The 19,925-nt window shown below is 65.9% G+C and carries 25 protein-coding genes and 1 pseudogene; 25 read left to right on the top strand and 1 reads right to left on the bottom strand.

The genetic code is table 11. The features are described 5' to 3' along the window. Positions 1 to 4 precede the first annotated feature (4 nt). The 21 genes from WS45_RS20310 (at position 5) to WS45_RS20215 (ending at position 16,824) form a co-directional block, all read left to right on the top strand. Positions 5 to 484, top strand: coding sequence for a DUF2280 domain-containing protein (locus WS45_RS20310; protein WP_059701342.1), 480 nt, complete (start codon positions 5 to 7; stop codon positions 482 to 484). Next, a complete protein-coding gene (gene terL / locus WS45_RS20305) occupies positions 435 to 1,988 on the top strand; it encodes a phage terminase large subunit (RefSeq protein ID WP_059701341.1) in 1,554 nt (517 codons plus the stop codon). Before WS45_RS20310 ends, terL begins: the two co-directional genes overlap by 50 nt. Positions 1,989 to 2,008: 20 nt before the next feature. Continuing rightward, positions 2,009 to 3,475, top strand: coding sequence for a DUF1073 domain-containing protein (locus WS45_RS20300; protein WP_059701340.1), 1,467 nt, complete (start codon positions 2,009 to 2,011; stop codon positions 3,473 to 3,475). Beyond that, positions 3,472 to 4,227: a phage head morphogenesis protein gene (locus tag WS45_RS20295; RefSeq protein ID WP_059701339.1), complete on the top strand. Its 756-nt coding sequence runs from the start codon at positions 3,472 to 3,474 to the stop codon at positions 4,225 to 4,227. The genes WS45_RS20300 and WS45_RS20295 overlap by 4 nt, the downstream gene beginning before the upstream one ends. A gap of 10 nt (positions 4,228 to 4,237) precedes the next feature. Continuing rightward, a complete protein-coding gene (locus WS45_RS20290; RefSeq protein WP_257140551.1) occupies positions 4,238 to 4,522 on the top strand; it encodes a DUF6527 family protein in 285 nt (94 codons plus the stop codon). A 171-nt stretch (positions 4,523 to 4,693) separates the two neighbouring features. Beyond that, positions 4,694 to 6,154 carry a DUF2213 domain-containing protein gene (locus WS45_RS20285; RefSeq protein ID WP_059701334.1) on the top strand — a complete coding sequence of 487 codons (1,461 nt, stop codon included), beginning with the start codon at positions 4,694 to 4,696 and terminating at the stop codon, positions 6,152 to 6,154. A 9-nt stretch (positions 6,155 to 6,163) separates the two neighbouring features. Continuing rightward, on the top strand, positions 6,164 to 6,670 hold the full coding sequence (locus tag WS45_RS20280; protein WP_059701332.1) for a structural cement protein Gp24: 507 nt from the start codon (positions 6,164 to 6,166) through the stop codon (positions 6,668 to 6,670). Between the two features lie 69 nt (positions 6,671 to 6,739). Continuing rightward, on the top strand, positions 6,740 to 7,831 hold the full coding sequence (locus WS45_RS20275) for a DUF2184 domain-containing protein (RefSeq protein ID WP_059701331.1): 1,092 nt from the start codon (positions 6,740 to 6,742) through the stop codon (positions 7,829 to 7,831). Position 7,832: 1 nt separating this feature from the next. Then, complete coding sequence (locus WS45_RS20270) at positions 7,833 to 8,300, top strand: STY1053 family phage-associated protein (protein ID WP_059701329.1); 468 nt, start codon at positions 7,833 to 7,835, stop codon at positions 8,298 to 8,300. 62 nt (positions 8,301 to 8,362) lie between these two features. Further along, entirely contained in the window at positions 8,363 to 8,746 is a 384-nt protein-coding gene (locus tag WS45_RS20265) for a DUF4054 domain-containing protein (RefSeq protein WP_046545592.1), read from the top strand. Positions 8,747 to 8,774: 28 nt separating this feature from the next. Continuing rightward, positions 8,775 to 9,254: a hypothetical protein gene (locus WS45_RS20260; protein ID WP_059701323.1), complete on the top strand. Its 480-nt coding sequence runs from the start codon at positions 8,775 to 8,777 to the stop codon at positions 9,252 to 9,254. Between the two features lie 61 nt (positions 9,255 to 9,315). Continuing rightward, positions 9,316 to 9,687 carry a hypothetical protein gene (locus WS45_RS20255; RefSeq protein WP_059701320.1) on the top strand — a complete coding sequence of 124 codons (372 nt, stop codon included), beginning with the start codon at positions 9,316 to 9,318 and terminating at the stop codon, positions 9,685 to 9,687. Between the two features lie 4 nt (positions 9,688 to 9,691). Then, a complete protein-coding gene (locus tag WS45_RS20250) occupies positions 9,692 to 10,282 on the top strand; it encodes a phage neck terminator protein (protein ID WP_059701318.1) in 591 nt (196 codons plus the stop codon). A 9-nt stretch (positions 10,283 to 10,291) separates the two neighbouring features. Next, complete coding sequence (locus WS45_RS20245; protein WP_059701316.1) at positions 10,292 to 11,767, top strand: DUF3383 domain-containing protein; 1,476 nt, start codon at positions 10,292 to 10,294, stop codon at positions 11,765 to 11,767. A 15-nt stretch (positions 11,768 to 11,782) separates the two neighbouring features. After that, on the top strand, positions 11,783 to 12,223 hold the full coding sequence (locus tag WS45_RS20240; RefSeq protein WP_059701314.1) for a phage structural protein: 441 nt from the start codon (positions 11,783 to 11,785) through the stop codon (positions 12,221 to 12,223). Positions 12,224 to 12,225: 2 nt separating this feature from the next. Continuing rightward, positions 12,226 to 12,798: a phage tail assembly chaperone gene (locus tag WS45_RS20235; RefSeq protein ID WP_059701312.1), complete on the top strand. Its 573-nt coding sequence runs from the start codon at positions 12,226 to 12,228 to the stop codon at positions 12,796 to 12,798. 47 nt (positions 12,799 to 12,845) lie between these two features. Beyond that, positions 12,846 to 12,989, top strand: coding sequence for a DUF6889 family protein (locus tag WS45_RS35700; protein WP_179950383.1), 144 nt, complete (start codon positions 12,846 to 12,848; stop codon positions 12,987 to 12,989). After that, positions 12,982 to 14,970, top strand: a complete 1,989-nt coding sequence (locus WS45_RS20230) for a hypothetical protein (protein ID WP_059701310.1) — start codon at positions 12,982 to 12,984, stop codon at positions 14,968 to 14,970. The genes WS45_RS35700 and WS45_RS20230 overlap by 8 nt, the downstream gene beginning before the upstream one ends. A gap of 14 nt (positions 14,971 to 14,984) precedes the next feature. Continuing rightward, entirely contained in the window at positions 14,985 to 15,542 is a 558-nt protein-coding gene (locus WS45_RS20225) for a phage baseplate protein (RefSeq protein ID WP_373559432.1), read from the top strand. Beyond that, a complete protein-coding gene (locus WS45_RS20220) occupies positions 15,542 to 15,859 on the top strand; it encodes a phage baseplate plug family protein (RefSeq protein WP_059701308.1) in 318 nt (105 codons plus the stop codon). The genes WS45_RS20225 and WS45_RS20220 overlap by 1 nt, the downstream gene beginning before the upstream one ends. Further along, positions 15,856 to 16,824 carry a phage protein gene (locus WS45_RS20215; RefSeq protein WP_059701306.1) on the top strand — a complete coding sequence of 323 codons (969 nt, stop codon included), beginning with the start codon at positions 15,856 to 15,858 and terminating at the stop codon, positions 16,822 to 16,824. The genes WS45_RS20220 and WS45_RS20215 overlap by 4 nt, the downstream gene beginning before the upstream one ends. On the opposite strand, the gene WS45_RS20210 is transcribed toward WS45_RS20215, so the two are convergent. Further along, complete coding sequence (locus WS45_RS20210; RefSeq protein ID WP_059701303.1) at positions 16,821 to 17,198, bottom strand: hypothetical protein; 378 nt, start codon at positions 17,196 to 17,198, stop codon at positions 16,821 to 16,823. The two genes, WS45_RS20215 and WS45_RS20210, sit on opposite strands and share 4 nt — an antisense overlap. Positions 17,199 to 17,201: 3 nt before the next feature. On the opposite strand from WS45_RS20210, the gene WS45_RS20205 reads away from it, so the two are divergent. From WS45_RS20205 to WS45_RS36215, 4 genes and pseudogenes are all read left to right on the top strand, one after another. Next, the gene (locus tag WS45_RS20205; protein WP_059701302.1) at positions 17,202 to 17,954 is read left to right on the top strand and encodes a Gp138 family membrane-puncturing spike protein; all 753 of its coding nucleotides are present in this window, start codon (positions 17,202 to 17,204) and stop codon (positions 17,952 to 17,954) included. Between the two features lie 8 nt (positions 17,955 to 17,962). Further along, positions 17,963 to 18,316 carry a hypothetical protein gene (locus WS45_RS20200; RefSeq protein ID WP_059701301.1) on the top strand — a complete coding sequence of 118 codons (354 nt, stop codon included), beginning with the start codon at positions 17,963 to 17,965 and terminating at the stop codon, positions 18,314 to 18,316. Next, on the top strand, positions 18,313 to 19,494 hold the full coding sequence (locus tag WS45_RS20195; protein ID WP_059701299.1) for a baseplate J/gp47 family protein: 1,182 nt from the start codon (positions 18,313 to 18,315) through the stop codon (positions 19,492 to 19,494). Before WS45_RS20200 ends, WS45_RS20195 begins: the two co-directional genes overlap by 4 nt. After that, positions 19,494 to 19,907: pseudogene (locus WS45_RS36215) on the top strand (DUF2612 domain-containing protein); the annotation flags it as partial. The gene WS45_RS20195 and the pseudogene WS45_RS36215, both read left to right, overlap by 1 nt. Between the last annotated feature and the right edge of the window lie 18 nt (positions 19,908 to 19,925).

Raw genomic sequence — 19,925 nt, 5'->3', positions numbered from 1 at the left:
CGCTATGGCAGCACTTCCCGACGCGATCAAGGTGTTCATCGTGCAGTCGCTGGCGTGTTTCGACACGATCTCGCGCACCGCGAAGGCCGTGCGCGACGAGTTCGGCGTAGAGGTGTCGCCGCAGCAGTGCGAGCGCTACGACCCGACGAAGCGGGCGGGCGCAACGCTCAGCAAGAAGTACCGCGAGATCTTCGAGCGCACGCGCGAGAAGTTCCTCAACGACACGTCCGGCATCGGCGTGTCGCACCGCGCCGTGCGCCTGCGTGCGCTCGACCGTGCCGTCGCGGAGGCGGAGCGGCGCAACAACCTGCCGCTGATGGCGCAGCTGCTCGAGCAGGCTGCGAAGGAATCCGGCGACGCCTACACGAACCGGCGGCGCCTCGAACACACTGGGGAGAACGGCGGCCCGATCGAGAACAGGACGGTCGTCGTCGATGAAAGCCAGGTCGCAGCCGCCGTCGCCAAACTCGAAGACGAGTATTGACCCCGCCATCGAGCGGGCCGTCTTGAAGGCGAAGTGCGAGCGGGATCACCTGTTTTTCAGCCGGTACTTCTTCAAGCACCGCCAGGCGATCAAGTTCCGCGTCAACTGGCACCACGTGCTCATCGCCGACACGGTGCAGCGCGTGATCGACGGCACGCTGAAGAACGTCGTCATCAACGTGTCGCCGGGCTCGTCGAAGACGGAGCTTGTCGTGGTCAATCTGATCGCGCGCGGCCTTGCGCTGAATCCCCGCGCGCGGTTCCTGCACATCAGCTACTCGGACGACCTGGCGCTGCTGAATAGCGAGACGGCGCGCGACATCGTCGAATCTGGCGAGTTTCAGGCGCTTTGGCCGCTCCCGATTGCCGACGATGCGAAGTCGAAGAAGCGTTGGAACGTGATGATCGACGGCCGCAAGGCCGGGGGCGTGTACGCCACCTCGCTCGGCGGGCAGATCACCGGCTTCCGCGCCGGGCACATGGCCGAGGGCTGGCAGGGCGCGATCATCATCGACGACCCGCTGAAGGTCGAAGACGCGTACAGCAAGACCGCGCGCGACAAAGCGAACCGCAAGCTGCAGTCCACCGTGAAGAGCCGGAAGGCGAATCCGGACACGCCGATCATCGTGATCATGCAGCGGCTCGCTGAGGAAGACCCGACGGGCTTCATCAAGGCTGGCAAGCTGCCAGGCGACTGGGAGTTCATCGAGATCCCGGCGCTGATCACGGACGACTACGTCGCGAAGCTGCCGGCGCACATCCGCGATCGCGTCGAGTGCGACGAGCGAGACGCGGACGGCCGGTACAGCTATTGGCCTTACAAGGAGCCGCTGCATGAGCTGCTCGCGTCCGAGAAGGCCGACGCGTACGTGTTCAACGGCCAGTACATGCAGCGGCCGTCGCCGCTGGGCGGCGGGATCATCCAGAGCGGCAAGTTCCTGCGCTACGGCGCGCTGCCGCAGTTGCAGTACCGGCAGATCTTCGCCGACACGGCGCAGAAGACTGCCGAGCGCAACGACTACAGCGTGTTCGAGTGCTGGGGGCTCGGGTACGACAACCGTCTGTACCTGATCGACCTGGTGCGCGGAAAGTGGAAGGCGCCCGAGCTGAAGCGCCGCGCGATCGACTTCTGGAACAAGCATGCGGCCATCGGCGCCGACGATCCGGGCGCGCCGGTGCTACGCCAGATGAAGGTCGAGGACAAGTCCAGCGGTACGGGCCTGATTCAGGACATTCAGGCCGAGGGCGGCATCCCGATCGAGGGCATCGAACGCGTGAAGGACAAGCTGACCCGCGTGATGGACGTCGTCAGCCACATCGACGCCGGCAACGTCGGCGTCCCGTTGGATGCCCCATGGGTCAGCGACTTCTTGACCGAGTGCGACTCGTTCACCGCTGACGACACGCACATGCACGACGACCAGATCGATCCGATGGTCGACGCAATCAACGACATGCTGGGAGGCGCGAAAGACCTGTCGGTCTGGGAGCGGCTTGCCGGTTGAGCACGACAGGATTTCCCGGAATGTCGAAACGGAAACAACAGACGCGGCCGCCGCGCGCGCCGGCGGCGACGCACGCGCATCGCACGGTCGACTCGTTCGCCAACTTCGAGGCGCGGCTCGGCTGGGGCGCCGACAACCAGGCGTCGGCGGCGCAGTACACGCTGTCGTACCAGAGCCGCAACCGCGTCTGGCTGGAAGCCGCGTATCGCGGATCGTGGATCGTGCGCGCCGCGGTGGACGCGATCCCGGAGGACATGACCCGCAAGGGCATCGAGATGTCCGGGCTCGATCCGACCGACGTGTCCAAGATGGAGACGGCGCTCACACGCAAGGCGATCTGGGATCAGCTCTGCGACACCGGCAAGTGGGCGCAGCTGTACGGCGGCGCGATCGCCGTGATGCTGATCGACGGCCAGGACATGTCGCAGCCGCTTCGGCGCGAGACCATCGGGAAAGGCCAGTTCAAGGGCCTGCTCGTGCTCGACCGCTGGATGGTTGCGCCGCCGGTGGGCGAAGTCGTGACCGAGTTCGGTCCCGATCTCGGCATGCCGAAGTACTACGACGTGCTGCCGACGGCGATCGGCTTGCCGCAGGGGCGCATTCACCACTCGCGCGTGCTGCGCATGGATGGCGAAGCGCTGCCGTTCTACCAACGCATCAGCGAAAACGGCTGGGGGCTGTCGATCCTCGAGCCGATGTGGGACCGGCTGATCGCATTCGACAGCGCGACGGTCGGCGCCGGCCAGCTCGTCTACAAGGCGCATCTGCGCACGCTGAGCGTCGAGAAGCTGCGCGAGATCATCGCGGCCGGCGGCCCGGCGCTCAACGGCCTGCTGAAGCAGGTCGAGATGATCCGGCTCGGGCAGTCGAACGAGGGCATCACGCTCATCGACGCGACCGACAAGTTCGAGACGCACCAGTACGCGTTCAGCGGTCTGTCCGACGTCATGCTCCAGTTCGCGATGCAGCTCAGCGGCGCGACGGGCATCCCGCTTGATCGCTTGTTCGGCCAGCAGCCGGCCGGCCTGAGCGACACCGGCGAAGGGTCGCGCCTGCTGTATCACGAGAAGGTGCACACGCGGCAAGAGCGTCGGCTGCGCAACCCGTTGCACAGCCTGCTCGATGTGATGTGCCGGTCGGAAATCGGTCAGCCGTTGCCCGAGGATTTCTCGTACGAGTTCAATCCGCTGCAGGAGATGTCGGCCGCCGAGAAGGCGGAGATCGGCAACAAGACGGTCGATTCGGTGACGAAGGCCGTCGACGCGGACCTGATTCCGCGCAGCCAGGGTATGCGCGAGCTGAAGGCGTCGTCGCCCGACACCGGCATGTTCGGCGACATTCCGGACGAAGCTATCGAGCAGGCCGAGCGCGACGAAGCGGGCGAGGATCCGCCGGGAATTGATCCGACGCTTCCGCTCGGTCCGGCGCCGGGCGCGGCCGCACGGACGAATGATTCTCTGCTTCGCAGGCTTTTCCGACGTCGATGATCCTCACCCTAGATCGAAAGCGCGAGCGCCGCAAGAACCCTGTCCGCCTGGGCGGCGCCGAGCGGCAGTACGGCAGCCAGTTGCGAAAGATCGCCCATCAGGTCGGCGTGCTCGTGAACGGCTTTCCGGCCGATGACGCGTCGTACGCGCCGACGATCGAGGAGCTGCTGCGGCGGTACGCCGAAGCGCTCGCGCCGTGGGCCGAAGCGACCGCGGCGCGCATGATCGCCGACCTGAATCGGCGCGACGAGCAGATGTGGATGAAGCAGGCGGCCGACATGTCGCGCGCACTGCGTGAAGAGATCCGCGGCGTAGCCACCGGCGAGACGATGCGCGCGCTCCTGTCCGAGCAGGTGCGGCTGATCAAGTCAATCCCGCTCGACGCAGCCGAGCGCGTGCACCGGCTCACGCTGGTAGGAATCGTCGACGGCACGCGCGCCGCGCAGATCTCGAAGGCGATTCAGGAGTCTGGGCAGGTCGCGAAAAGCCGGGCCGACACGATCGCGAGAACCGAGGTCAGTCGAACGGCCGCGACCCTCACCGAGGCGCGCGCGATCGACGTCGGCAGCCCAGGCTACTTCTGGCGGACGTCGGGCGACTCGGATGTGCGTGAGGACCATCGCGAGCTGGAAGGCAAGTTTTTCACGTGGGACAAGCCGCCGGTCGCGGATAAGCGGTCAGGCGCGCGGGCGCATCCGGGCTGCATCTACAACTGCCGGTGCTGGGCCGAGGTCGTGCTTCCGACGGACTGATATGGCGAAGATGAAACGGGACAGCAGCGGATCGTTGCTGTTCGAGTGTCCGTGCAGTGAGCTGCACGTCGTCTATCCGCATGGTTGCGATTCTCCGAACCCAGCGCGATGGAACTGGAACGGCAGCGTCGATGCCCCGACGTTGTCGCCGTCGATCCTCGTGTCGTGGCCGGGCCCCGGCGACCGCCGGAACGTCTGCCATTCATTCATCACGGATGGTCGGATCCAGTTCTGCGGCGACTGCACACACGAACTGGCCGGGCAGACGGTCGAGATTCCTGACTGGGTGGACTGAGCATGCCGACACATCGAACGACGTTGCGCGTGCGAGTGCGCACCGCATGGTGGTTGCCGCTGTATGTCCGGGCCCTGGCCGTCTGGTGCCGGGTCACACGCACCGAGCCCGATTACGAGCGAGTCCGCAGCGTCATCGCGCGCGGCGTCCGAACCAGCATCGAAGACTGATATGCGCATTTTCACCACTGACCACGCGTGCACGTGCGGCTCGCATGCGCCGCGCGCCCGCGCGCACACCCGCGACGGCATCACCGCGTCGGGCGTGTACGCGACCGAACAGCTCGGCGAGCGGCAGTCGATCACGCCGGAAGGCTTCCTGCTCTGCGAGGCCGTTCCGATCGCGCGCGTCGGCGCGCAGGACTACGCCTACTTCGAACTTCCCGAGATCGAGGCGAAGGACGGTGTGATCGTCGCCGAACGCACGGCCGACGTGCTGTTCAGCCCCGAGACGCTCGCCAGCTTCGAAGGCAAACCGATCACGATCGACCATCCGCCGGATTTCGTGACGCCGGCGAACTACATGTCGGTGGCGCGCGGCACGGTCCGCAACGTGAGGCAAGGCGAAGGCGACCAGGCCGAGCTGATGCTCGCCGACCTGCTGATCACCGACGCGGAGGCGATCCGGCGCGTCCAGAGCAAGGGCGCGGACGCGCTCACGCAGGTCAGCAACGGCTATGACGCCGACTACGAACAGATTGCGCCTGGGCGGGCGCGACAGGTGGTGATCGTGGGCAACCACGTCGCCCTCGTGAAAAGCGCCCGCTGTGGCCCCGTGTGTTCGATCGGGGATAGCAGTTCCAACCTACTCCCGACAGGAGATGCAAGCATGGCAACCAAGAAAGGGTCCAAGTTCGTCGACGCGTTGCGCAAGGCATTTATGACGCGTGACTCGGAAGCGTTCGAGAAGGTCGCGAACGAGATGACCGGCGACGAAGGCGGCGAGGGTGGCGACGGCCAACCCCAGATTCACATCCACATGCCCGGTACCGGCGCTGATCCGAAGGCTGGCGTCGCCACCACGGGCGACGACGGTGCAGGCGGCGGCGAAGGCGATCCGCTCAAGCAGGTGCTCGATGCGATTCAAGCCACCAACGGCAAGATCGATGCGCTTGCCGAGCGCGTGACGAAGCTCGAAGGCGGCGGCACGCAGACGGGCGACGGTGACGGCGATGACGACGATCTGGACGGCACCGGCACGACGGACAACGACGGTGCCGGCGAAGGCGACGACGACAAGACCGGCGCGCGTACCGGCGACAGCACTGCGCTGCGCGACAAGTTTCAGGACGCGCTCTCGCGCGCCGAGATCCTCGCGCCGGGCGTGCGGCTGCCGACGTTCGATGCGAAGGCGGTCCGCAAGAAGACGGTCGACGCGATGTGCGTGCTGCGCCGCCGCGCGCTGCGCGCCGCACTGGACAACGAGAACGCCGAAATCGTCAAGTCGGTGGTCGGCGGCGCGAACGTGGCCAGCATGACCTGCGATTCCGTCGCGGCGTTCTTCAACGCAGCGTCGGAGGTCGTGCGCAGCAAGAACTCCGGTGTGACGCAGCGCCGGACGAACGATTCCGCTCAGGCCGAGCGGAAAGACATCAACGCAATCCACGCGGAATTCTGGAAGGTCCGCAAGTAAGGAGCCGACATGCCCTCGTTGCAAGCTTATCAATATCGCATGCCGGCAGGCTTTGCCGGTGACCTCCAGCGCGCCGAAGTTGCCACGATCGAGACGCAGCTGATCGACCCGGCGGCACCGCCGGCGGCGTTCGGCGTCCCCGTGAAGATGGTGAACGGCAAGATCCAGCCGATCAACAACGCGGCCGACACGGCAGCGCTCGTCTATGGCGTGAACCTGCGCGCGTATCCGATTCAGGGCAACGGCACGGATCCGCTCGGGGCGTCGACGCCGCCGACCAGCGGCGTGACCGACATCCTGAAGCGCGGCTACTTCAACGCCTCGCTCGGCGGCACCGCGCCGGCCACGAAGAACGGTACGGTGTACGTGCGCGTCGCGGCAGCGGCCGCCGGCAAGCCGCTCGGTGGTTTCGAAGCGGCAGCCGACGGCACGAACACCGTCGCGATGCCGGCGAACTGGTACTTCACCGGCCCGGCCGACGCATACGGCATCGTCGAAATCGCCGTCAACATCTGATCCGGCGCTGAACAGCGCTTCACCCGAAGCCCCGCAATCGCGGGGCTTTTGCATTTCTGGAGCCATTACATGGACATGTCCGAACTGAAGCACCTGCGCCGGGCCGGGGCCTCGATCCCGATGTCGGCGGCCGTCGCGGACGCGACGCGCCGGCTGATCCGCGCGCGTACGCAGGACCAGCAGTACACCTACGATCGCCAGACGATCGACTCGACCGGCGCATTCCTCGTCGGTCAGCTCGAACGCCTCGACCAGACGCTCAACGAGCCGCTCGTCGAGTACACCTGGTCGCGCGACATCTACATCCGCAGCGACGTGTCGGCCGCCGACGAAGTCGCGTCGTTCACGAACTCGGCGTTCGGGATGAGCGGTGGTATCAACCCGAACGGTCTGAACTGGATCTCGAACGAGGGCAACGCGCTCGCGGGCCCGTCGGTCGACATCGGCAAGACGCCGCAGCCGATGCGCCTGTGGGGTGCCGAGGTCAAGTACACCGTGCCCGAGCTCGTGAAGTCCCAGGCGCTCGGCATGCCGATCGACTCGCAGAAAGTCGAAGCCATGAACATGAAGCGCAACATGGACCTCGACCAGATCGTGTACTACGGCGATCCGCAGATGAGCTTCACCGGCCTGGTGAACTCGATCGGCGCCGTCGGCAGTGTTTCGAACGTTGCGAACGGTGCGGCCGGCACGCCGCAGTGGAACACGAAGACGCCGGACGAAATCCTGAAGGACGTCAATGAAATCCTGACGTCGGCGTGGCAGGCCAGCGGCTGGAAGGTGAAGCCCAATCGCCTGATGCTTCCGCCGGCCACGCTCGGTGGTATCGCATCGCGCATCATCAGCAATGCCGGGAGCAAGTCGATCCTGACCTATCTGCTCGAGAACAATATCTGCACGCAGCAGGGCACGCCGCTGGAGATCCTCGAGCTGAAGTGGCTGATCGGCGCGGGCGCCGGCGGCACGCAAGGGCAGCTCAACACCGTGGACCGGATGGTCGCGTACAACAGCGACAAGAAGTACGTCCAGTTCCCGATGACGGACCTCCAGCGCACGCCGCTCGAGTACCGCTCGCTCTATCAGATCACGACCTACTGGTCGCGGATCGGTCAGGTCGAGTGGCGCTACGGCACGACGGCTGCTTACCGGGACGGGATCTGACATGGCGAAGATCAACGTTCTGACGGCGTTCACGATCCGGCTGGCCCATGAGGGCGAGGAGGTCATCCGGCGCGTGGAAGCCGGCGTGCAGGAGGTCGAGGACTTCATCGCCGAGCACTGGTACGCGAAGGCGCACACGGGCCCGCTGCCGGAGAAATCCGGCGATTCGAGCGGTTCGCAAGACGGCCCGGCGGATCAGGCTTCGGCGCTGGCAGCAGCGAAGGCCGATCTCCAGGCCGAGTCGGACCGCCTCGACAAGCTGCGTGTCGAGCTCGACACGTTCAGCAAAGGTCTGGACGAACGCGCGGCGGCGATCGATGCGCATGAGGCTGCAGTTGCGGCGGGCGTGAAGGATCTCGCCGCGCGGGTCGCCGCGTTCGAGGCAGCCCAGAAGGACGCCGCGGCGGCCGCGAAGGATGGCGCGGCCGACGGCGCGACCCAGAAGTCCGGCGGCGGGAAGAAGGCATAATGGCCTCCCGGCGCCGCGCCGCGCAGGCGCGCGCCGGCATCCGCATTTTGGCAAGGTGACACGTGGACATCGCCCAGTTCCGACAATCGTTTCCCGAGTTCAACGACACGACGACGTACCCTGACTCGCTCGTCCAGTTCTGGATGACCGTCGCGGTGTCGCTCGTCAATGCTGAGCGCTGGGGCGAGCTGACCGATCTGGGCGTCGCGCTGGTCACCGCCCACCACCTCGCGCTCGCGCTGAAGGACCAGAAGACGGCCGCAGTTGGCGGCGTGCCCGGGCAGGTAACCGGGCCGCAGTCGTCGAAGGCGGTCGACAAGGTGAGCGCGAGCTACGACACCGCGGCCGTCGCCATCAAGGACGGCGGCTTCTGGAACGCCACGATGTACGGCGTTCGCTATCTCAGCCTGGCGCAGATGATGGGCTCGGGCGGCATTCAGCTGTAACGCTGCCGCCACCCATCGGGAGAATCCCATGGACGGCATGAAAATCGACCGCCTCGACGAGGTGCTGAAGTCGATCAGCGGGCTCGTGCAGAAGGAGGTGCTCGTCGGCGTGCCCGACAGCACCGCCGGCCGGAAGAACGAAGGCGAGCCGCTCAGCAACGCCGAGATCGGCTACATCATGGAAAACGGTTCGCCGGCCAACAACATCCCGGCGCGCCCGCACCTGGTGCCGGGCGTGCAGGACGCGCGGCCGAAGTTCGAGCCGCAGCTCCAGAAGGGTGTCGAAGCGGCGCTCGACGGCGATCTCGAACAGGTCGATCGACGGCTGAAGCTGGCCGGTCTCGCCGGGCAAAACGGTGTGCGCGCGAAGATCAACAGCAACATCGCTCCCAAACTCGCCGACTCGACGCTGGCCGCGCGCCGGCGCCGCGGCATCACGCGTGAGAACACGCTGGTCGACACCGCTCAGTATCGAAACGCGATTACGTACGTGGTCCGCAAGAAGTAGTTTCCAGTCTCCCCGATCCAAGGGCCGCCGTGTGCGGCCCTTTTTCGTTGGTGCGCTCGCTATGGCCTTCCTCGACGTAACTGAGGTCCTGCTCGATCCGGATTTCATGGACACGGGCCTGATCTGCAATCGCATGACGCAAACGGTCGACGGCCACGGCCGCGCGCAGAACACCGAGGCGTCGACGCAGTTCGCCGCTGTCGTGACGAGCGACAAGGGCGACATCCTGCACCGCAACGCTGACGGGAGCCGAATCATCGGCTCGATCACGCTGCACACGATGTTCCGGCTGATCGACGGGAGCGCGGGTTACGACGCCGACGAAGTCGTGTGGGCCGGACGCACATACACCGTCGTGAACGTGAACGACTACTCGCACTTCGGCCGCGGATTCGTCTGCGCGACGTGCGACCTGAAGCCTCTCTCGGGATGACCCCATGAACGACAGCTCGACCGGCGGATACCTGGCACCAGCCGTCGATGCGCCGCCGGCCGAGGACGATGCTCTTGACGATCTGGTCCACGATCTGATCGCTGGCATCACGGCTCTGTCGCCTGACCTCGTGCGGCCGCGCTGGCAGCAGACCGTCCCGAAGCAGCCCGAGCCGTCGGTGAACTGGTGCGCGTTCGGCCTGCAGGAGCAGGAGCAGGACGCCGGCCCCGCCATCCAGCACGACGGCACCGGCGACGGGCACGACACGTACATCCGGCACCAGGACATCGACGTGCTCTGCACGTTCTATGGGCCGCGCGCGAAGGGTTACGCGCAGCGGCTCGCCGACGGCATCGCGATCCCGCAGAACCGCGAGCAGCTCCAGCTACATGACATGGCGTTCGTAGGCGTCGGCGCGATTCGGGCAGTGCCCGACCTGGTCAACCAGCAATGGGTGCGGCGCTACGACATGACCGTGGCGCTGCGCCGCAAGATCACCCGGACCTACGCGGTCCTCAACCTCCAATCGGCCACCGTGGCGACGACAACCGACTCGTCGACGCCGGTGGCTGGCGTTTCGAACATCCACTCGTAGGGGACCAGCATGTCCAACGGATTGCCGGTATCGCGTCTGATCAACGTGATGATCAACCTCGCCGCGCTCGCGGCGCAGGGTGCGGATATGAACACCGGACTGATTCTCGGGCCGTCGGCCATCATCGATACCAACGAGCGAGCGCGCTCGTACGGCGGCATCGACGAGGTGACAGCCGACTTCGGCACGAATACGCCGGAGTACTACGCTGCCGCGCTGTACTTCAATCAAAAGCCGAAGCCGAAGGAGCTGTTGATCGGCCGATGGGCGAAGACGGCGACGTCCGGCTCGCTGCGCGGCGGCGTGCTTTCGGCAGCGCAGCAGGACATCGCGCTGTGGGAAGTAGTGACGACCGGTGCGTTCAGCATCACGATCGACGGTGTGGCGAAGTCGGTCACGGGGCTGGACTTCTCGGCACAGACGAACCTCAACGGCGTCGCCAGCGTGATCAACGCGAAGCTGACGGGTGCGACCATCGTCTGGAACGGTTCGCAGTTCGTCGTGACGTCGAACACGACCGGCACGAACTCGAAGGTCGGCTACGCGACCGCGCCGGGCAGCGGTACTGACATCTCTGCGATGCTCGGCCTGACGAGCAGCCTCGCCGGCGTGCCGGCGGATGGCATCGCGCCCGAGCAACCGGTCGACGCTGCCGCGCTGTTCTTCGACCGCTTCTCGAACCAGTTCCTCGGGTTCGATTTCGCCGATGCTTCCATCACGGATGCTCAGCACATCGCGGTCGCGACTCTGACCGAAGCCGACCAGCGGCATATCTACGGCATTACGACGCAGAACCCGCAGGCGCTCGATTCGACTGTGTCGACCGATCTTGCCAGCAAGCTGAAGGCTCTGAAGCTCCAGTTCACGGCCGTGCAATACTCGAGCTCGACGCCATACGCAGTGTCGTCGCTGCTCGGCCGCCTGCTGACCGTGAACTTCGACGGCAACAACACGACGATCACGCTCATGTTCAAGCAAGAACCGAGCGTCGCGGCCGAGCAGCTGACCAGCACGCAGGCGAACACGCTGCAGGCGAAGAACTGCAACGTGTTCGTGAACTACAGCAACGACACGTCGATCATCCAGTATGGCGTGACTCCGAGCGGCTTGTTCATCGATTCGGTCTACAACGCGATCTGGTTCCGCAATCGTATCGAGACGGACGTCTACAACCTGCTGTACCAGAGTCCCACGAAGATCCCGCAGACCGACGGCGGAAACGCCCAGATTGCAGCGAAGATTTCGGCGGCCTGCGAAGCTGGCGTGGACAACGGGTATCTCGCGCCGGGCGTCTGGAACTCTGACGGTTTTGGCGCGTTGAACCAAGGCGACACGCTTGCGAAAGGCTACTACGTGTACCAGCCGCCGATTGCGTCGCAGTCGCAGGCGGATCGCGAGGCGCGCAAGTCCGTCGCATTCCAGGTCGCGGCGAAGGAAGCCGGCGCGATCCACAGCGTCGACATCCTCGTCAACGTCAACCGCTAATAGGGGCATCTCAAGATGACGACTTACAGCTTTCAGGACGTCGCGGCGACGATCGTTGGCCCGGGCGGCGCGTTCTCACTCGGCTACGGCGAAGCGACCGCGGAGGAAGGCATCACGATCGTGCGCGCGGGCGACAAGAACACGATGACGATCGGCTCGGACGGCGAGGGCATGCACAGTCTGCACGCCGACAAATCCGGGCAGGTCACGCTGCGCTACCTGAAGACCGCGCCGATCAACGCGAAGCTGATGGCACTGTACGACGCGCAGTCGCTCGACAGTCGCCTGTGGGGCAAGAACCTTATCGAGGTTCGGCAGACGGCTGCCGGCGACGTGGCGACCGCGCGCAGCTGCGCGTTCAAGAAGGCGCCGGACCTGAAGTACGCGAAGGACGGCGACATCGTCGAATGGGTTTTCGACGCGATCAAAATCGACAACATCCTCGGGACGTACTGAGCATGACGACCGAAGTCAAATTGAACGGCGTGCGGTACGCGATCGGCAAGCTGAGCGCGATGCAGCAGTTCCACGTGTCGCGACGCATCGCGCCGATTATCCCGCCGATGATCCCGGTGCTGATGCAGTTCTACGCCGAGCTCGAGCAGGTCGACGTCGCACGCGAGCAGGCGCGCGCGAACGCAGCGCTCGCCGCGCTGGCCGCAGGTGCGGAAGGTGCCGAGGGTGCGGAAGCGCCGGCCGCCGAGGTGCCGGCGCCCGCGCGCGATCGATCGCGCGAGCTGCTGTCGCTGGTCGACGCAATCGCGCCGGTGCTGCAGCCGTTCGCCGACGCGCTGGCCGGTCTGAAGGACGAGGACGCGGAATACGTCTTCGGCACGTGCCTGTCCGTTGTCGAGCGATGGCAGGCGCCAGGCTGGGCGAAGGTCTGGAACACTGCCCACAAAACCGCAATGTTCGACGACATCGGCATCGACGTGATGCTGCCGCTCGTCGTGCGCGTCGTGGTGGCGAACCTCGGCCCTTTTATCAGCGGGCTGCTTACCAGCCAAGCGAGCAGCCCGACGGCGACGTAGGCTGGATCCGCACGCTGCCCGGCGGCGAGGACTGGCTGCTCGCGCCGGTGCACGCGCAGATGTGCCGGTACGAGTCGCTGATTGACGGGACGCTCGGGCTCGCCGACGTCGCGCTGATGAACGACTCCATTGCCGTCCGGGCAGACAACGACGCGGCGTTCCGCCGCAAGATGGAAAGAGAAAATGGCTGATTCGGTCGTCATCCGCGAGTTTCTGGTCGCTCTCGGCTTTAAGGTCGACGAGAAGGGCCTGAAGAACTTCAAGGAAGGCGTCGAAGGCACGACGAAGGGCGTCAAGCAGCTGATCGCCACGGTATCCGGCGCCGCCCTCGCGGTGAGCGCCGGCGTCGCGGCATTCGCGTCGAAGCTCGAGCGCCTGTACTTCGTGTCGCAGCGCACGGGTGCATCGGCAGCTAACCTGCGCGGCTTTGAGTTCGCGGCGCGGAACATGGGCGTCTCGGCCGAGGCGGCCACCGGCACGATCGAGAACCTCGCGCGCTTCCTGCGCAACAACCCCGCGGGCGAGGGCTATCTCGCGACGCTCGGCGTGCAGACGCGCAACGCGAACGGCGAGCTGCGCGACACAGTCGACATCATGTCGGACCTCGGCAAGGCGCTGGCGAGCAAGCCGACGTGGCTCGCGAGTCAGTACGGCAACATCCTCGGCATCGACGAGAACCTGCTTCTCGCGATGCGCAACGGGGACTTCGAGAAGTTCCTGAAGCAGTACCGCGAGATGTCGCAGACGACGGGCCTGGACAAGGCTGCGGACGATGCGCACCAGTTCATGACGCAACTGCGCGGTATCGGCACTGCGTTCGAGAATCTCGCGATTCGCGTCGAGGGCGCGATGTTGCAGAAGATCGGGCCGCAGCTTGACCAATTTCAGCGATGGATGAACGAGCACGGCGACGAGATCGCCAACCGCGTCACCGACATCGCGAACGCGGTCGTCCGAGCTGCGGCCGCGATGGCCCCGGCGCTCGCATGGCTCGCCGACAAGTTCGTCGAGCTGGACCACGGCACTGACGGCTGGTCGACGAAGATTCTGCTGCTCGGCGTTGCGCTGAAGGCGCTAGGCGTGTTCCGGATCGCCGGCGGCATCCTGAAGATGGCGGGCGCGTTGCGCGCTGCCGGTGCGGCCACGACGGCAGCCAGTGCCGCCGGCGGCGGCCTGCTGACGGTGCTCGGGAGTCTCGCGACGGCCGTAGCGGCAGTGGGTGCTGCGTTCGCCGGATGGAAGATCGGCGACGCGCTGCGCGACAAAGTGGACGGGCTGATTTCGCAGCTGTCGGGCGGCAAGTATCGGTCGATCTGGGATGTTCTGACTGGAACAGATCGCCGCGGACTGGGCGCGACCGGCGGTTACACCCAGGCGGAGATCGACAGCGTGAAGGACGGCGGCGGTGCGAAGCTGACGCCGCGGCGCGGCGCTGCCGCTGCTCCGGCGACCGCAGCTCCCGCTGCGCCGGTCGGTCTGGCTGGCGCGATGTCGCGCCTCGCTGACACGGCGTTCGGCCAGCTGATCGCGCGCGGTGAGGGCGACTACAACAGCGTCAACCGCGGCGCGCGCGGCGGCTACCGCGCCGGCACCGAGAACCTCGAAGGCATGACGCTCGCGCAGGTCATGGCGGCGCAGCGGGCCGGTCAGTTCAATGCGGCCGGCCGCTACCAGATCATCGGCAGCACGCTCGCCGAGGCGGCGCGATCGCTGAAGCTCAACGGCGACGAGATGTTCGACCGGAAGCTGCAGGACCGCATCTTCGAGCAGTACCTCGTGCGCAACAAGCGGCGCGCGATTGCCGACTACGTCGAAGGGCGTAGCGATGATCTGCGCGGCGCGCTGCGCGCGGCGTCGCGCGAGTGGGCGAGCGTCGCAGACCCCGATACCGGCCGCAGCTACTACGCTGGCAAGGGCAACAACCGTGCGAGCATCACGGCGGCCGAGATGGAAGCCGCGCTGCGGAACACACGTGCGACGTACCAGCCGGCGGCCGCGCTAACCGCGCAGTCGGCGGCGCGCGGCGGCTCGGCGAAGGTCGAGCTGCACCAGTCCACGCAGATTCACGTGACCGGCATGGCCGATCCTTCGGCGGCTGGCCGCGCGGTCGAGCGCGAGCAGCGCGCGGTGAACGCCGACATGGTGCGCAATCTACAGGGGGTGATCGCGTGATCCTCGACATGATCATGATCTCGCCGAAGAAAATCGGCAGCATCACGGTGCAGGTCGCGATCGAAGAGGTCTACAACGACGAGCTGACGATCACCGAGCATCCGGTCGAGCAGGGGGCGCAGATCACCGATCACGCGTTCAAGCGCCAGCCGGATCTATCGATGCGGTGCGGCTGGAGCAACGCCGACTACGAAGCGCTGCTCGGCGCGGCGGAGGCGACGTTCGACGGCGGCGGCTTGCCGTCAGCGCAGTACATCAACGCGATCTACTCGCAGCTGCTGGCGCTGCAGCAGGCGCGCACACCGTTAGACGTCACGACGAGCCGCCGCACCTACCAGAACATGCTTCTGCAGGGCCTGCGGCTCACGGTGGATGCGAAGACGTCGAGCGCGCTGATCCTGACGGCGACGCTCAAACAGATCCGCATCGTGTCGACGCAGGTGACGAAGCTGCCGCCGCGCGAGAACCAGGCCGACCCCGCGTCGACTGCCGAGACTGGCAACGGCGGCACGAAGGCTGCGATGCCGGCGACGCCGGCGCCAGGCGGCGCAGTGGCGCCGGGGAGTATGTGATGCCGAGCTTTTTCGAGATTCCGTTTTCGCCGCGGCCCGAGCGCTTCACCGTAACGCTGAGCGGGACCGACTATCGCCTGACAGTCCAGTATCGCAAGGCCGGCGGCGCGGGATGGGTGCTGGACATCGCGGACGCCTCGGATAACCCGCTGGTGTCAGGCATCCCGCTGGTAACTGGCATCGACCTGTTGGGTCAGTACAAGCACCTGGGGTTCCAGGGGCGAATGTGGGTGCAGGGCGCCGAGGATCCGGACGACGTTCCGACGTTTGAGGATCTGGGCATCGGATCGCACGTTTTCTGGGTGACGGACCAATGAGCGTTGAGCAGTTCGGCCGCAAGGTATCGCTGATCATCGGCTTCGACAGCGGCGAGGCGCTCGACCTGTCCGAGCTGCGGATCGTGTTCCGCGTGCAGCGGGGCGACCTGCAGACGCCAAATTCCGCGCGCATCCGGGTCTACAACGTCTCCGTGACGACTGCGCGACGCGCGCAGAAGGAGTTCACGCGCGTCGTGCTGCAGGCCGGCTACGAGGGCAACTACGGGATCATCTTCGACGGCCAGATCAAGCAGGTCCGACGGGGGCGCGAGAGCCAGACCGACACGTTCCTCGACATCGCTGCGGCAGACGGCGACTCGGCGTACAACTTCGCCGTGGTCAACACGACGCTCGCGGCCGGCTCGGTCGCTACTGATCACGTGTCCGTGGCAACGGCGGCGATGAACCCATACGGCGTATCGCTCGGCTACGTGCCGAAGGTGACATCGAACCCGCTACCGCGCGGGAAGGTGATGTTCGGGATGGCGCGCGACTTTCTGCGGGGAATTGCGAAGACGACGCAGACGGTCTGGAGCATCCAGGATGGGAAGGTCATGCTGGTGCCGGAAACGGCGTACATGCCTGGCGACATCCCGGTGATCACGTCGGCGACCGGCATGGTCGGGCTGCCGCAGCAGACCGCGAACGGCATCGAGGTGAAGATGCTGCTGAATCCGAGCGTGAAGATCGGCCGGCTACTCTGGCTCGACAACGCGAGCATCCAGCAGTACGAGTACAGCCTGAACGTCGGCCAGCAGGCCGAGAACGAGCGGATCGAGATGCAGGCGAAGCTGCAGGATGATGGCTTCTACTACGTGATGCTCGCGGACGTGAGCGGCGATACGCGCGGCGAAGAGTGGTACACGAGCGTGACCTGCCTCGCAGCCGACGTCACGGTTCTGCCGGACTCGTTCAAGGACAAGGCGGCGGTACTGTCTGCCAACGTGATCAAGCGGTTCGGCTAGCGCCCGTACGTCGGGAGTGCCTTGATGGTCATCGTCGTGTTTTCGCCGTTGCGCTTCACGTCCGCGCGCGCGAGCACGTTGAGCGGCATCGATTTCGTCGGCATCTGCGGCACGACGATTACGGCGTTGCCGTCGATCGTCTCGCCCCAGCAGCCGATGTCCCACACGCCGCGGTAGGACTCGTAACGTCGCATGTTCTTCGCGTTCGCGAGCGGCAGATCGCACTTCTTCCCCGTGTACAGGATGGTCGGGAATTCGTTCTCGACGGTCACGCCGACCTTCATGCCGGCAAACGGGTAGACGTATGCGTCGTCAGCGACGGCGGCGAGCGGTGTGAGAAGCGCGGCGGTCAACAGCAGTTTTTTCATTTTCATCCCATGGATCGACGTGAAAGGGTAGGCGACCCGGAGGTCGCCCTGCGTGAAGCGTTCGACGGCGTGCGCGCGGGCATCTGGACAGCGTTGCCCGGCATCATCCAGTCGTTCGAAAGCGCAACCGACCGGCCGCCGACGTGCAGCGTGCAGCCTGCGATCAAGGCGCAGGTGCGCGGCATCGACGGCACGATCCAGAGCGTCGCGCTGCCGCTGCTGGTCGATTGCCCGGTCCAGTTCCCGGCTGGCGGGAATTGTACGTTGACGTTTCCGGTGGTGCCTGGCGACGAGTGCCTCGTCGTGTTCGCGTCGCGCTGTATCGACGCGTGGTGGCAGTCGGGCGGCGTGCAGGAGCAAGCCGAGCTGCGCATGCACGACCTGTCGGACGGGTTCGTGCTGCTCGGCTTCCGATCGCGGCCCCGCGCGCTCGCTGGCGTCAGCGGCAGCTCTACGCAGCTGCGCAGCGACGACGGCGCGACGTACATCGACCTGAACCCGACGCTGCAGAAGGTCAAGATCGTCGCGCCGGGCGGATTCGACGTCGTCGCGCCGCTGTCGACCTTCTCGGCCGCGGTGACGATCACGGGTTTGCTGACGTTCGTCGGCGGTATGGTCGGCAGCGCGGCGAGCGGTGCCGCGGCCGTGTTCAACGGCATCCTCAATGTGATCGGCCAGATCACGGCGAACGGAAAGCGCGTCGATGACACGCATACCCACCGCGAGAACGGCGCGGGCAGCAATACGAGCCCGCCTAACTGAAGACTCCCATGCGATACCGAAAACTCGACGCTGACGGTGATTACGTCTTCGGTGGGGGCGCGGCCGACTTCCTCGTGAACACGCCGGAGACGGTCGCACAGGCCGTGCTGACGCGCCTGCGCCTGCTGCGCGGCGAATGGTTCCTCGACACGACGGCCGGCATGCCTTGGGCGACCGACGTGCTCGGAAAGTACACGAGCGGCAAGTATGACGCTGCGATCCGCACGTGCATTCTCGGCACACACGGCGTGACCGAACTCGTCAGCTACTCGAGCACGGCTGATCCCGAGACGCGCGTGCTGACGGTAACGGCCACGATAAACACCATCTACGGCACCACCACGGTACAGGCGACATTGTGACTCTCACGACCATCGCACCCACCATCGACGCGAGCGGCATCACCGCGCCGACGTACGCGGACGTGTTCGCGTATCTGCAGGACCAGTACCGATCGATCTACGGCGCCGACACGTACCTCGAGCCGGACAGCCAGGACGGCCAGCTGCTCGGCGTGTTCGCAAAGGCAATCAGCGACGTCAACTCGGTCGCGATCGCGATCTATCGGTCGTTCAGTCCTGCGACGGCGCAGGACGATGCGCTGTCGAGCAACGTCAAGATCAACGGCATTGCACGTAAGACCGCGTCGTACTCGAGCGCCGACCTGGTGCTGGTTGGGCAGGCTGGCAAGACGATTACGAACGGTGCGGCGAAGGAGGCCAACGGCGTGCAATGGATGCTACCCGCGACCGTGACGATCCCGCCGAGCGGCACGATCACCGTCACAGCCACGTGCGCGACGATCGGCGACGTGTCCGCGCGGGCCGGCACGATCAACCAGATCGCGACGCCGGCGCTCGGCTGGCAGTCGGTGACGAACCCGGCGGACGCCGCCGAGGGTGCGCCCGTCGAGAAAGACGCGGTGCTGCGGCAGCGGCAGACGGTGTCGACCGCGCTGCCGTCGCTCACCGTGCTCGACGGCATCATAGGCGCGGTGGCGAATGTCGCCGGCGTCACGCGGTACGTGGCATACGAGAACGACACCAGCGCGACGGACGCGAACGGCATCCCGTCGCACTCGATCTCGCTTGTGGTCGAGGGCGGCGACGCGACGGCGATCGCGAATGCGATTGCAGCGAAGAAGACGCCAGGCGCCGGCACGTACGGCACCACGGCGATCGTCGTCACGGACATCTACGGCCGCCCGATCACGATTCGGTTCTTCCGGCCGGTTGCCGCGCCGACCGGCGCCACAGTCACGATCAAGGCGCTCACCGGATACACCAGCCAGACCGGCCAGCAGATCCAGCAGGCCGTGTCGGACTATGTCAACGGCGTGCAGATCGGCGGCGGCCTGTCGGGCAGCGTCGAATGGGGTGACGCACTGACCGCGGCGAACAGCGTGGGCGGCGGCGTCACGTTCAAGCTGTCCGGCTTGACGCTGACCGGCCCGCGGGGCGCGGGTACGCCCGACGTCGCATTGCTGTTCAACGAGGCGGCGTCGTGTACGCCGACGAACGTGACTCTCGTGGTGACCTGATGGCAGATTCCAGCGATTACACCGTGCTGATCACGTCCGAGCATCGCGACAAGCCGCGATTCATGGCGACCGTCCGGGCGCTCATGCAGCCGCTCGTCGACCAGATGAGCGTGCTTCAGAGCATGCCGGGCAAGTTCGACCTCGATAACGCGGTCGGCGTGCAGCTCGACGACGTCGGCCTTTGGGTCGGCGTGTCGCGGAAGGTCCGCACGCCGCTGACCGGGATCTACTTCTCGTTCGACGTCGCCGGCCTTGGCTTTGATCAGGGCATCTGGAAGGGGCCGTTCGATCCCGATACGGGCCTCACGGTGCTGGACGACGACACGTACCGGCTCGTTATCCGCGCGAAGATCGGCGCGAACCATTGGGACGGAACGCTCGCGTCGAGCGCCGCGATCCTGAACAGCATATTCGGGAATCCGAGCGGCGAT

Source organism: Burkholderia sp. RF2-non_BP3 (genome assembly GCF_001522185.1).
Classification (GTDB): Bacteria; Pseudomonadota; Gammaproteobacteria; order Burkholderiales; family Burkholderiaceae; genus Burkholderia; species Burkholderia diffusa.
This window is presented reverse-complemented; position numbering and strand designations above follow the sequence as displayed.